General features: G+C 60.2%; 11 protein-coding genes. All 11 read right to left on the reverse strand.

Going from position 1 to position 13,589, the window contains the following annotated elements; genetic code table 11:
• Positions 1-158 precede the first annotated feature (158 nt).
• Positions 159-1,928, reverse strand: coding sequence for a hypothetical protein (locus C380_RS14335; RefSeq protein WP_015014573.1), 1,770 nt, complete (start codon positions 1,926-1,928; stop codon positions 159-161).
• A gap of 28 nt (positions 1,929-1,956) precedes the next feature.
• On the reverse strand, positions 1,957-3,681 hold the full coding sequence (locus C380_RS14340) for a hypothetical protein (RefSeq protein WP_015014574.1): 1,725 nt from the start codon (positions 3,679-3,681) through the stop codon (positions 1,957-1,959).
• A gap of 46 nt (positions 3,682-3,727) precedes the next feature.
• Complete coding sequence (locus C380_RS14345) at positions 3,728-4,753, reverse strand: hypothetical protein (RefSeq protein WP_142145392.1); 1,026 nt, start codon at positions 4,751-4,753, stop codon at positions 3,728-3,730.
• A 282-nt stretch (positions 4,754-5,035) separates the two neighbouring features.
• Positions 5,036-7,018: a DUF3732 domain-containing protein gene (locus C380_RS14350; protein ID WP_015014576.1), complete on the reverse strand. Its 1,983-nt coding sequence runs from the start codon at positions 7,016-7,018 to the stop codon at positions 5,036-5,038.
• On the reverse strand, positions 7,018-7,512 hold the full coding sequence (locus C380_RS14355) for a three component ABC system middle component (RefSeq protein ID WP_043565464.1): 495 nt from the start codon (positions 7,510-7,512) through the stop codon (positions 7,018-7,020). Before C380_RS14355 ends, C380_RS14350 begins: the two co-directional genes overlap by 1 nt.
• 2 nt (positions 7,513-7,514) lie before the next feature.
• On the reverse strand, positions 7,515-8,726 hold the full coding sequence (locus C380_RS14360) for an ABC-three component system protein (protein WP_015014578.1): 1,212 nt from the start codon (positions 8,724-8,726) through the stop codon (positions 7,515-7,517).
• Positions 8,727-8,981: 255 nt separating this feature from the next.
• The gene (locus C380_RS14365) at positions 8,982-9,260 is read right to left on the reverse strand and encodes a DUF2274 domain-containing protein (protein WP_015014579.1); all 279 of its coding nucleotides are present in this window, start codon (positions 9,258-9,260) and stop codon (positions 8,982-8,984) included.
• The gene (locus C380_RS14370) at positions 9,257-10,519 is read right to left on the reverse strand and encodes a TrbI/VirB10 family protein (protein WP_015014580.1); all 1,263 of its coding nucleotides are present in this window, start codon (positions 10,517-10,519) and stop codon (positions 9,257-9,259) included. Before C380_RS14370 ends, C380_RS14365 begins: the two co-directional genes overlap by 4 nt.
• 2 nt (positions 10,520-10,521) lie before the next feature.
• Positions 10,522-11,514 carry a P-type conjugative transfer protein TrbG gene (gene trbG / locus C380_RS14375; RefSeq protein WP_015014581.1) on the reverse strand — a complete coding sequence of 331 codons (993 nt, stop codon included), beginning with the start codon at positions 11,512-11,514 and terminating at the stop codon, positions 10,522-10,524.
• On the reverse strand, positions 11,511-12,215 hold the full coding sequence (gene trbF / locus C380_RS14380; protein WP_015014582.1) for a conjugal transfer protein TrbF: 705 nt from the start codon (positions 12,213-12,215) through the stop codon (positions 11,511-11,513). Before trbF ends, trbG begins: the two co-directional genes overlap by 4 nt.
• An 18-nt stretch (positions 12,216-12,233) precedes the next feature.
• On the reverse strand, positions 12,234-13,577 hold the full coding sequence (trbL, locus tag C380_RS14385) for a P-type conjugative transfer protein TrbL (protein WP_015014583.1): 1,344 nt from the start codon (positions 13,575-13,577) through the stop codon (positions 12,234-12,236).
• Positions 13,578-13,589 lie beyond the last annotated feature (12 nt).

Genomic DNA, 13,589 nt, shown 5'->3' on the forward strand with positions numbered 1-13,589 from the left:
AACATGGGGCCTTACCGTCACTCTTACCGTCAACACCGCACATCTTTTGCTGACGCGGGAAATGGAGCGATTCGCGGGGAAGCAACTCTTGCGACACCATCGTCAATCAGGACATAGGATACACAAAACGCAGTGTCCTTTGCCAGCTGATTGGCTGTCTACGGCAGCTTCAACAGCTTACCGAGTGCTACGGCCACTGTCTCCAGAGCATTGATGACGCCGTCCATGACGAAATCGAGGGCCCGACCGTAGCCTGCGTTGACGTTCGCTGTGTCGAAACCAAGGCGCTGCAGGGTCGCGAGGCACTGCTCCACGGTTTCGTGAGCGTCGGCGATTCGAAGGTCGTTGTTGAGGAACAGGGGCGCCATGGCTTCACTGCGGTCGCGCCAACCTTCCGGCTCTGTCGCCGAGGCAAAGGCATCGCTTGCCTCCTCGTGAGCATTCAGTCTTTCGATGACATTTAGAAGCGCCTGCAGCAGCTTGAGGCTTCCGAGATCCCTGACAGCAGTTCTCGGACATCCGGCGCCCTCCAACAATGACTTGAGGTAGCCATTTGGAACGCGTTGCCATACCTCGTGCAAACTCTTGCAGCGAGCCAAGAACATCTGTTGTGACAGGTCGAATGGTGCGACCTGGGCCAACCGACTGAGCGTCGGATAGGCCATCCAACCATTGGCCACAACCTCTGCACGATCAAAACCAGTCAGTTCTACTGCCGACTTGTTCAGCCCCACAGTCACGCCTAGTGCGGAAAGACCATCGCCCAATCGTAGAAGCACATCGAGCAGCCGCTGCACCTTGGCAACCACATGCTCTTCGTTCAGGTCTGCATAGGCAAGGTCGGCCGGATCGACTGCAAATGATCGGGCGTGAATGACCTCGCGATCCGGCTTCGGCTTGTACAGCTCACGCATTGGCACTTGGATCAAATTTCTTCCGACCCGACGGCATTCGGTGAAACTCCACTGCCCTCTATATGACGGACTGCAGTACCACTGTCCCCCAATACGAGTCGGAGTCGTGTCGTAGAAAGTGCTCTGTTCGTACTTCTGGAGGAATCGATCATGGAGGTAGACCGGATCCACCCCCAGCAGGGCATTCGCACGCGCGTGAGTCATGGCCTGCGCGTCACCAGGCCACAGAATGCCCTCAGCAGTCTGCTCTTGACATAGTTCCGGCATCACCGCTTCGACGGAAGCCCAGAGCTGGACCAGAAGCCCACCTTCGTGCTCGCGGATATCCAAGTCATACCAAGCAATCCCGTCAGCGGGCTTGCGGCTCACATGAGTCTCCCCTCCCATGATCGCGCGTACTTCAGGTAGATCTTGCAACTGGGCTGAATAGTAGAAAGCTCGCACACCCCGCGCACCACGCAGCCAAAGGTAGCGGCGAAGGTATTCATTCGACATGTGCCAATTGACCGACCTCTTCAAGTTCCAGTGGTAGTCACTGGACACCTCGCCCTCGGCCACGCCGAACTCCGGAAGCCCCAAGTCATCGTAGACAAGGCGTTGCTGATCGTTGCCGACACAACGGGGAGTCAATCCAAGGGTCATCCAGACTTTCTCGGCTAGGTTGAAGGTGTAGAACGAGCTGTCACCCCAAGCCGCAACGATGTAGTCATAACCCGATATCGACGGAGAAAAGTCGGTCGAGCAACCACGCATGTCGCCGGTAGGAACAGAGAACTCGACCACGCCATCGCCCGCCTCAGAAAGAACTTCGATGGGGCCATCCTCCACTCCGGGAACCACTGCCATCAGCAAATGCAGATGCTCAGCTTGCCCTACATGCGCATCGGATTCCTGCATCGCGGCCACCTCCACAGCTTGGCTAGGCGACAAGCCGACAGGTTCCAGCAGGCCACGCAGCCTTGGTGGCAAGGCATGAGCCGGGATGGGAAATGCTGCTAGATAGTCAAACGGCATGATTCTTTTTGTAGGATTTTCAAAGTGATCAGGCTCTCTGCGCCTGCGCATCTTCTGCGGCAGGCAGCATGATGTCGTGCCAACGAATCGGAGAAGCGAGCAACAAATTCGTCTCGGCCTCCAACAGCCCAGGATGTCCGGGGTGGTTCTCCACAGCTAGCGCAACGACTTCGCGACATCCCTCCATGTCGCCAACGCCCCGAAGTCGCTCGGCCAACTCCAGGGCAAGCGCAGCCTCAAACAGCCGCGGGAACCTCAGACCGTTTGCGGCAGCACGCCGACGCAAGTAGTTGCTCAGTGCCGCTCGATGGGCTTCCAACGACCAAGGTACAGTTTGTCCAGAGACCGCGTGAGCAAGTAGCGCTTCCGAGGAAGGCTCTCCAAGCTCCTCTTGAATCAGCGCCTCGATTGCCGAAGACATCTCGGCCAAATCCTGTCTCGCAACATGCATATTGAACAACGCATGCAAAGCCAAGTACGGCAATCTGAGGCGTTTCTCCAGGCGCGGGACAAACTCACACGCAGCGCGCAGCACAGGCCTCAAATCAGTCACGACAGCATCGGGCTCCTTCAGAAGACAAGATGCAAGTTGCTGCAGAAAACCCTCCAGCTTGTCACGTCCTGCTTTCGTGATGTCACCTTCGGCACGACCGACCCAGAACTGAGGTGCCATGCGCACTTGAACAACGCCGCTTCGTTCCATGTGATAGTTATACGGCTCACGCTCCACTGAAGGCTGGCGCAGAACAAACTCAATGATGACACTACGCATCAAACGCGAAAGTCCCTGCAGGGTCAGATGCGTGGTTCGACCTTCGATTGCGATCTCGCCATGACCATGTCCCAGGGTCACGGCATCCGGTAGCCGCCGGAGCTGATGTACGTACTTGGATCGCGATTGATAGGCCGTACCGAGCGCCTCCACAAGGTCCGACCTACCCAGCAGAAGGCCATTCCCAGCACTGAAAGTCTGACGAAAATACGCGGGCGTGATATTGGCAACTGCGAACTCTCTGAAGCGCCGAGCCAGTGCGACATGCTCTACTCTTAGTAGGGCTTCCCTGACACGTTGAGCAATCGTTTCCTCTGCCCCAGAAAGCGCCTCATCGACCGCCTTACGCTTTCGCTCATCAAACGAATCCCAGTCGCTTTCATGACCGTCGAAGTCCTGGGCCAGTGACTCTACGGACGCAACGAGTAAGGTGTAGGCCAGTTCCAAATCATCAGCAATGCGATGCATTCCGTTGACGTACGTCCGAAGCGCGCGCATGACCCCTAAAAAGGTATGTCGAGGGAGGCCAATGAGCTTCCCAAGAAATTCTGCCAGAAAGGTCAGTTCATCCGGCTTGCACCAGATCTCCCCATCGAAGAATCGGTGGACCAGCGTTTGAGGAGCGACCCTTGTAGCCAATCCACGCTGCCCCGTCGTCAGCCTCCGGGCCAGATCAACGTCGGGCGTACAAACACAATTCAACGCAAATGAAACTGCCACAGAATAGTCTTGAAGATAGGGTTCGACGCCCGAGGAGACGAGCACTCCCGGCCCCTGCTCTTCTGCTTCCATGCGCTCAGTGAGCTCATAGACCAAGACCGTTGGACGTATCGAATAGCTCGATGACGCAGACAGTCGCCCTGCGACTGTTTCGACAGCCTCCTCTCTAGCGAGGATGGCATTCGTATAAAGCATGCCTCGCAGGAGGTTTTCCCTACCGACGGGTCTAGCAAACAGTTTTCCAGTGGAAATTTGCAGCACGCTTCCTCCAATTCAATTTCAGCACACTCGCGTCGAACAACCGCCCCTACTCGGACAGGAATGCGAGGAAGTCGCTGCGGCGCGCAAAGACCGGCTGAAACACCTGGTCCTCGGCTTTTGCCCTGCCATTCCAGAGCAACAACCCCTGGGCAACCAACTGCGCGAGGTAGCCATGAAGTGCAGCCCGCGTCTGGTTAAAACCATTCCGAGTCCGCTCATCAGGCTTGGACCACACGCAGTCAGGCAGTGCGATTTCAGCCCAGGCCGCAACCACATCCGAACCGAAAGCCTTGTCACCAAGGCCGAAGGCAGCGAACACGGGCAGTTGCCACGCGTAGGGATGATGCTGCATGCCAAGCTGTACCCGCTGAGCGAAGAATACGGGAAGGTCCTCCGGCTGCAGTTCCATCGCAGCGCAGGCTACAGCGAAGCGATCGGTAAGTTCCAACGCGCCAAGCGCCTCCGCTCGTTCCCTCTTGGAACTCCAGGCCAACTTGATCCTTGCGAGTTCGCCTTTTGCCCACACCAAACGCTTTTGTGCCTGCCGTAGCTTGGCTGCCGCGACCGGCTTATACGGCATAGCCCGAGTGAAGAAGCCGATGTCGACCCTCCACTCCTTCAGTTCCCAGGATAGCCGGTTCCTGAAGCGTGTTTCAGCTTGGCGATGCTCCATCCAAGACACCCATTTCCAGCGGTGACGCTCTTTCAAAGCTTGATCGAGCTCAGACTCCGTAATGCCTGCCGCCGGTAGGTCCGACACGTCAAACTCGATGGCATCTTTGAACAGAGAGCGCAGACGTTCGCCCTTAGCAGCATCGACGGCGTGGGTCTTGCGAACTTCGAGAGCGAGATCCCACCGACCTGGAATCGTGAACACTACGTCCGGTTGCAAATCACCTACGGGGTGCTCTGACTTGCCTTCGCTGAACTCGTACACCCGGTCTTGGATCTCCACGAACTCCGTTCTGCGAGTGCCCCACACGTCTGCAACGACCTCGACCGCTCCTCCCGGCAGCCAGAGCTGGCGGCGCTCAGCCAGACGATCGCGTACAAAAGCATGCAGGAGTGTCATCGGCTGCGGGTTGCAGTTTCCGTCATCTACATCGTGCTGGAAGTGCCAGGCCTTTGACTCGCCCATGTGGGCTTGGAGTGCCCGGCCGCATCCGTGGCAGACACAGCCGCACAGCCTGCCGCGATGGATGGCCGGATCCAAGTCCCGGATATGGGTCCATTGGCCGTTACGGCGGCCGTATACGAACTGCGCAGGCATCTATGTACCCTGCCTCAGAAGGGCAGCGCGTCGCCAACACAGGCTGGGCAAATAAAACTCATGATTAAGGGCGCAGGACGTGCGCTAAGCCTCATCAATCCACTCCATTGGAACTAGCTTGGTTCCGCCACGCCATTCCGGCAAGCCGACGACTTCGTCGATGCCCCCCCACACTTCGCTTGATGCGTGGTCCAGAACGATGAGTTGGAGCCTCCCCTTTTCACTACGCACGACGCTACCCATCACTTCGAACGCCTTGCGAACGGCATCCACGTCTTCGTCGCGCACCTTGGGGTCTTCTTCCACCTCAACGTCCTTGGAGACCACGTGCTTGGGAAAGTAGACTTGGCTCGGTTGGTCAAGTACGAGAAACGCGGGGACAGGACTGTTCTTTTGACTCAGATAGAACTGATGAAGAGAAAGCAGCACGGCTAGGTGATAGGAGAGCCAGTTCGACCCACTTCCGATCTCCGACAAATAGTCATCCCGCTCAGACCCAAGTACCTTAATGGTCAGGTCGTTGGTCTCCAGCGAGATGGGATCGTTCGGATTCTCGATATCGAGATGCGGCAGGAGCTTTCCGGCATTGGTGTTGACAGTCCGCAGAGCTCGGCGCTTCCGAGCTTCGACATCCTGTCCGCGCAGTTCTCCTTCCAGCGCCAATACCGTTTCCTTGAGCGTTCGAACCTCTTCGACGAGCTCGCTGTCGCTGCCCAATTTTCGATGGAGGCCCAGTGACGACTCGAGATTTCCTATGAAACGCTCCGTACGCTTCGCGGAAAATTGCTGTTCACTAGCTTCCTTCGATCTGCCCGTCAGCGCTCGCTTGCGAATCTGAACTGCGCGCAGACGTTCGGTCGCATTCCCAACATCTGTTGTGACTCGCTGCAACTCTCGATCGAACGCTGCTGGCACTTCTCTGTCTTTGTCTGCGCCCGCTGCCGTCTCCACCTCTTCCAGACGCTGGGCTAGAACCTGCAGTTTTCGTTTGGCCGAATCCGTGTGGCTGCCGCACATGGGGCAATCCGACTCATCGCTTGCATGCGAGACCAGCCAACTCGACAGCTGCAACCGACCTCGTTGCACCGAGAGCGCAGCTTCGTACTGCTCGACGCCGACACGCATCCTGTTCATTTCTTCCAATCGATGGCGCAAGGTGGTGAGTTCGCGGGAAACTTCACGCTCTTCGCCCTCCAGGCTGTTCAGCTCGCGCAACGCTTCCGAAATTGTTGTGGTGCTGACCGCCAAAGTTAGGTCGGTTCTTGTGATGACTTCCTCAAGCAACTCGATCATTTGCTCCCGAGAAATGTCCTCCTCCAGCTTCGGAATCAGCCCAAGTTCTTGAGCCTCGCTGAATTTGGACCTCAAGTCGGCAAGCCACCGCGCCGAGACTTCCTGCGCGTCCTTAAGCTCCTTCTCTTTCCGACGCAAGATTTGCCGAGTGCGGTTCAACTCGAACTGCTTCGCCATCAATGTCGGAGTGACCGCACCGAGCACGTAGGGGAAAATTTTTCTCAGCTTTTCCCGGTGCTCGTAAGTGTTGGTCTTGAAGAACAGGACGTCTGGATTGGCGACCACGTTCTGGGGTTGGAACGTGAAAGCAGCCAAATCACGGAAAGCTGGGCGCCCGTCGAACCCTGAAGCCTCCTCCCCGCCTGAAAAGTCCAGATTGGAGAGGTTGGCTAGATCATCGAGCAATCTCTTGACTGCAGTAGCGTTGGTATTCTTGGTGAGGCGATTGGGGATCTTGGATATCTTCTCGGCTTCCAACAGAAACATTTCGTCGGTGCTGCGCTGAGCCCCCGGTTCCTTTCGAGCCAATAGCTTTTCACCTTGAGCCGTCGCTACAACGACGCCAAACCACTCGCAGTATTTGCGGATTGTGTTCACAGGAATCGAGCACGTGCTGGAACCGAGGCAGTAATCGATGATAGGAATGACTGCTGATTTTCCAGTCCGTGAGGCGCCACTGATGACATTGACTTTCCCAAGCTCAAACTTCAACGTCCGCGGTTCAAATTTCCCATTGCGCGGCCAGAGCACGATCCCTCGAATCTGAAAAAACATTAGAGCTTCACTTTCAGCGTTGTCACGATCTCGTGCACTGTGAGTTCACCGAACCAGGCGCCGAGTTTTTCCGCCAGGTCCATGAGGTGCTTTACCTCGTCTGACAACCCTCTCGCCTTGGTTTTCGACAGCGGAATGGCCTCGCCGTTGTCGGCGAGTTTGAGCAGGCTTCCCGCGACGGCGAGCTCGATGGATTGCAGGCTGAGCTTGCGCCATCGAACTGAGCGGTCATGGATCTGAATCAGCAGATCCTGTTTGGACACTGACGAATCTCCGAACTTTGCGGCGAACGCCCGCAAGCCCGAACTCTTGTAAGTGCGCTTCACAAATTCCGAGGTCGCCTGATGCAGAATGATAGGCAGCACAAGAAAGAGAAGCGGCAACGGCGGCGGGGCGTTGACGCGATGAGCCTCGACGTATCCACAACAAAATCGCCATACGAGCGCAGCACCCAACGCAGGGTTTTGGACGTTTTGGGCCTCTCTTGCCAGCATCGTCACGCCACCTTCTTGAGCTTCAGGTGTGCTTCATAGTTCGGGTGCCAGCCTACGAGCAAGTCGTCGGCCAGCATATGGAAGCAACCGGGGATGAAATGGCTCGGGGGCGACATCGCCTGAACTGGCGCAGTGAACTGCATGCAGTCAAAGTACAGTGCCTGCCCTTGATGCTGCTCGGATCTGCTACCGTGATTCAATCCACAGGTTCGCTGCTTGTTCTTCCACGCTCGCTTCAGGACACCGTCCAGGTCGTCAAAGGAGGTCTCGTCAACTTCGCCCCGGGCAGCCCAATCAGTCCGGTCGAACGAGGCCATGAAGTAGTCGCTCGCAGCCCCGAGCATCTCTTCGAATGACAACCCAATGATGTCCAGTTGCCGGATGAAATTGTCGGGGAGATATCCCCGCGACACCGCCTCCGACGGAGCCGGAGCACGACTCGAAAGCACTGTCTGACGGTCAATCTTTTGGACGTAGGACGTGTACCAGCCATGGAAGTCATCGCGCGCGATGACAGCCGGTTTTCCGACCTCAAGCAATAGATCGATGTGACGCTTTACCACTCCGCAGAGGTGATTGGTGATGTCCTGGACCTTAGAGGGTGAAACGGGGTGGCTTCGGACGAGCGCTTCCAGATCAGCCTGGGGACTGCCACTGCCCAGGGTCAGTCGGAAATTGCAGATGAGTCGTTCCAAAAGACTTTGATCGGCAGTGAATACCTTCTCGACGTACGAAGAAATCTCCGCAGCGACTCCCGGCTTCAGGTCAAACTCCGGAGGGCACCCCCACAGCTCAGTCCGTGCCTGTGCAATGGCCGCTCGGGCGCTTTCCAGCGTATTCGCTCGGGCGAAACCCCCAACGATCGTTCCTTCGACCGGACGAGAAACGTAGAGTTCGAAAATCGCTTTTTCTACTTCGAACCCTGGGGTCGCCGCAAGCTCGACCCAATTGGAAAGAGTTTTCCATAGCGACTTTGCGCGGTCCGCGACAGGATTGGCCGTAAGCGCGCTCTTGCTTTGGACCAGCTTGACGGCACCAGCACCGTCATCCTGCGCTACATCGTCAAGAAGTTCGAGGCTGCAAACGCTCCCCTCCGGTGCTTGAAGCAACAGATGAGTGAGCCGCGTAAATTGAAGGCTGTACCCTAATGCCTGCCCCGGAACCTCGGTCTTCCGCTTAGTCCGGGATGGGCCTTTCGCTTTTGATGACGCCATTCGGTTCCCCCGATAGAAATCCCCCCAACCAATCCTGTTACATCTTACAAGAAGCAAGTGGTTATCTACCTGGTACCCGAGGCTGGGGCAACCGTGCCAGAAAGCCTTTTTCAAAAGCTGCAGATCGTGGTATGTAGCCCTGCCCTTGCATATCAACGCATGGGGCTGCCAGGTTCAAGTAGCCCCATAGGACAAGCGTTGATGGGCATGTAGTTCAACTTATCCGCGGCATCGATAGAAAGTTAGCGGGTGAAGTCATTCCGGCACACCACCAGCACTGAGCGACGATTTGGCATAGGCGACGGAAGCTTTTCGCCTGACGTTCGCTCGCCGGAATCCTCGATCTCCGGCCACGAACGCCTCCAGCATGTGTGGGATCAGCGTGACCGCATCGACCGCTTCGCCGTAGGTCTGCGCGTGCAGTGCGGCGTAGCGATCGAGTTCAGCCTTCAGGCTGGTCGGACAAGAGAACGTGAGCTTCGTGCTCTCGGTTTTGGGCAGCGGCCCAAGACGCAGCTTCTTGGAGGTGTTCATCTCGCGGTTCCCCGGTTGAAGAACAGAGGCTGGTACGGCCGCAACACCAGGTCGCGGTTGACGATGATCCGCACCGGCAGGCCCGGCCGCTCTGTCAACGTCGGCTGAATGCTCATGTTGCGCCGGGTCATCTCCTGGCCCACCTGATTGATGCTGTCCTGCGCGCTGTCACGCCCAGCGATCACGATGCGATTGCCGTTCTGCCGGTTCTCCGGCTCGGCTAGCTCTGCGCCCACGCCCAGCAGTGTCGTCAGCGCCGCACCGGCAAAGACGCGATCCCAGTGCCAATCGACGCCATCCTCCAGGCCGGAGTAGCCGGCCGGGTCAGTGCCCGCGGGGTTGTCGAGCTTCAGCGAAGACGTGTCCGGCAGGATGATGCGGCTCCACACCACCTGCACGCGGCTCTGCCCGTAGCTCACCTGGCTGTTGTACTTGCCCAGGAGGCGCGAGCCCTGCGGGATCAGCAGGAACTTCCCCGTCGCCGTGTCATACACCGGCTCTGTCACCGTGCCAATCACGTCGCCTGGCAGGTCAGATTTGATGCCCGTCACCAGCGCCCCAGCGATCACCGTCCCGGCCATCACCTGGTACGGCGAGGACGGCATTTGCAGATTGCCGGAATTGCGGGTTTCTGTAGAACCGCCTTTCAGGAAAGCCTCTTTCTGGTCTTGCCGGTTCTGCACGGCGGTGGGGTCGGATGGCTGGGCCGCCGTCGAGGCCGGGCCAGCGGCCAGCGGGTCGAAGCCCGCCAAAGCCGATGCCGGGCCAGCCGCTTGCGCAGTCGCTGGCGCTGCGGTCTTGCCGGGAGTGCCCGAACGGAAGAACACCGAGGAACCCGCGGCTGCTTCGGCTTCCTTGCGCCGAGCATCGTCTGGGTCGTGGCCTGGCGGCGCATACGTCGGCGTCACCGGCTGCTGTGCCTTCACGATGGCCGGGCCCAGGTCGCCCGGCAGCGGCGGCCCCAGCTCGGGCACCTTTCGCGGCAGCTTGGAGTAATCCGAAGGCAGGCCATCCAGCCCTTCGGACTTCGAGACGCGATCGACGTTGTAAAGCTCGGTCTGCTCGCCCGCGCCGCGCCGATACGGCTGCAATGACCAGATCGTGGCCCCGAGCACGGCGACCGACAGGCCGCCGATGAGCATGGCCAAGGTGCGCCGATTCAGGCGCGTGACGGCGCGCGGCTGGGCGCGCAACGCCACCGCCTCGGGCGCAACCTTGCCCGCCTGCGCCGCAAGATCAGGGGAATCGTCCTGGCTCATGGTCAGTTCCTCCGCGTGCCGTCCGTGCGCTCGATCCGCACCACGTCGCCCTTGTCTCCGCCCAGACGCAGCTCGGCCGCGCCGAACAGGCGATCCACGATGTAGTACGGCGAGCGGAAGCGGTAGTTCACCAGTTGCCCGTCGCCCTGCGCGCCGACCACGAACAGCGGCGGCAGCTCGCCCTGGGCGATGCCCGGCGGAAACTGGATGTAGACCTTCTCCCCGTCATCGAAGGCGCGCAGCGGCTTCCACGGCGGATTGCTGCCGCTGACCGCATACCGGAAACGGATCTTCTCCAGCGACAAGCCGACATCGACCGGCGCGGCGGCGCTGGCCGCTTGCGCCTGGCGCTGCAGGGCCAGCATCTTGTCCTTCGGATACTCCCAGGACACCGAGGCCATCCACGTCTTCTCGGTCGAGGTCAGCTCCAGCAGGTAGGTGCGTCGGCTGGTGGTGACAACCAGATTGGTCTTGAGGCCCGAGCGGATCGGCTTGACCATCACATTGACGCGCAGCGCATCGCCGCTGCCGCTGGACGTGTCCCCGACGATCCAGCGCACCGTATCGCCCGCCGCCACCGTCACCAGTTCCTCGCCCGGTTGGAGCGCGATCACGGTCACGCGGCCCACGGCCGCATAGACCTGATACAGCGCGCCATCCGTGAAGGGCCACACCTGGATCGCATTGACGTAGCCCTCGCGTGTCGGCGCAATGCGCGCCTCGGCGTTGGCGCGGGACACGCGCACGGTTTCATCGGCGGGCTCTGCGGCGGGCTTGGCATCCGGCACAGGTTTCATCTGCGCCGGCATCGGCAGCACCTGCGGCACGGCCACCACTTCGACCGGTGCAGGTGGCTCCGGCAGCGGCTGGGCCTGCACCGGTTCATCGAGCGAAATGGACGGCGGCGGCTTGCCCTGCGTAGCGCAGCCAGAGAACAGCACGGTCGAAGCCAGCAGCATCACCGGCAAGACGGATTTACGGAAAAGATCATTCATGGCTTTGCTCCTTCGTTTCCTTCCAGTTCGCGGCTCCACGACAGCCCGTTGACGTAGATGCCCAGGGGGTTCTTGCGCACGCGCTGCTCGGTGCGCGGCGTCTGCTGCACGATGGACACCACGGCGTTCCAGCGTTCAGTGCGATCCAGCGCACCGTTCACAAAGCGCGTCTCCGTCCAGCGCACGTTGAAAGACGTGTCGCTGGCGCGGGTCACGCTGGTGATCTGCACCGTCACCGACTCCTTGCCGATGCGCGCGAACGGGTCATTGGTGCGGGCGTACTCGTTGAGCACCACGGCGCCCTTGTCGGTCGTGTAGTCGTAGGCATCGAGCCAGTTCTGCCGCACCACGATCGGGTCGATGGACAGCGAGCGCACCAGGCCGATGAAGCGGCCCAGGTGGTAGGCCATCTGCGCATCGCTGGGCCGGTACGGCGTGGCGGCTTCGCCGACAGCGCGCACCTGGCCCGCGTTGTCCACCTCAATGACGTAAGGGGTGACGATGGATTGCGCGGAGCGCCAGACAAGCCCGCCCGCCATCAGCACGGCCAGCGTGAGGCAACCAAAGGCCATGAAGCGCCAGTTCCTCGCCTGCACGCGGGCCGAGCCGATGCGGTCGTCCCACACCTGGGCGGCGGATTGGTACGGGGTAGCAGGCTGCGGCGTGTCGGCGTAGCGCACCTGCGGTCGTTTGAATCGCATGGGAGTTCTCCTTCAAGATCAGGAATCGGAATCACGCAGGCTTGGCCCCTGGCTGGAGCTGCCGCCGTCGCCGCCGCGCAGCGTGTGGGCGGCGGTGGTTGCGGCATGGGTGAGCTGCTGCCTGCGATGCAGGCGCTTGGCCCAGGCGGGTTGTTCGGTGGATGTGGCTGTGGCGGGAGACTCGCTTACGGCCTGTGCGGCGCCGCCCCCCGACGCCGATCCGGCGTCATCGGGTCGAAAAGCCGCTGCCATGCGCTCCTTCATCGAGCGCGCTCCATTGGCCACCTTCTGCCCCGCCGCCTGCGCGCTGGTCTTGGCCACATTGCCCACGCCAGCAGCGGCGCCCTTGAGGCCGCCACCGGCCGAAGCGGAGCCCGCCTGGTACGCCGACCGGGCGCTGCTGGCGGTCGATGCCATCGAGCGGGCGGCGGCAGGTGCCATGCGTGCCCCGGCCGCCACGGCGCTGCCGACGCCCGTAGCAGCGGCACCAACCGCAACAGCGGTTCCGGCTGCGCCGATGGCAGCACCGGCCATCGCGCCTGCACCGAGCTGCGGCCCACCGGACACCAGCCCGGTCGCAATGCCCGGCCCGAAGATGCCCAGGGCCAGCAGGGACAACGAGGCCAGCATGATGACCAGCGCCCGGTCGATAGACGGCTCGGAGCCCGCCGGAATGTTGAACTCGGAGAACAACCCCGAGCCGATGCCCACGATCACGGCCAACACCAGCACCTTGATGCCCGAGGACACCACGTTGCCCAGCACCTTTTCAGCCAGGAACGCCGTCTTGTTCCACAGGGCGAACGGCACCAGCACGAAGCCCGCCAGCGTCGTCAGCTTGAACTCAATCAGCGTGACGAAGAGTTGCACCGCCAGCACGAAGAAGCTGACGATGACCACCAGCCACGCGAAGAACAGCACGACGATGGGCGCGAGGTGGATGAACACCTCGGGGAAGCCCGACAGCTCCTTGATCTGGTCGAGGATCGGGGCCGCTGCGTCGATACCGGCCTTGGCCAACCGTCCCGGCTGCAGGAAGTTGCCCATGCTCAGGGTCGAGCCGCTGGCCGTCAGGCCCAGGCCCGCGAAGGAGCGGAACACCACGCTGGCCAGCATGTTGAAGTTGCCGATGATGTAGGCGAAGGCACCGACGTACAGCACCTTGCGGATCAGTTTGGCGATCACGTCCTCGCCCTGGCCGGTGGCATGCCCCATCGCCCAGAACAGCCCGGCCAGCGTCATGTCGATGACGATCAACGTTGCGGTCAGGAACGCCACCTCGCCTTGCAGCAGGCCGAAGCCCGAGTCGATGTAGCGCGAGAAAACGTCGAGGAAGCGGTCAATGACCGAAACGTCGTTCATGGCCCGGCTCCG

Origin of the sequence: Acidovorax sp. KKS102, from assembly GCF_000302535.1 — a bacterium.
Classification (GTDB): Bacteria; Pseudomonadota; Gammaproteobacteria; order Burkholderiales; family Burkholderiaceae_C; genus Acidovorax.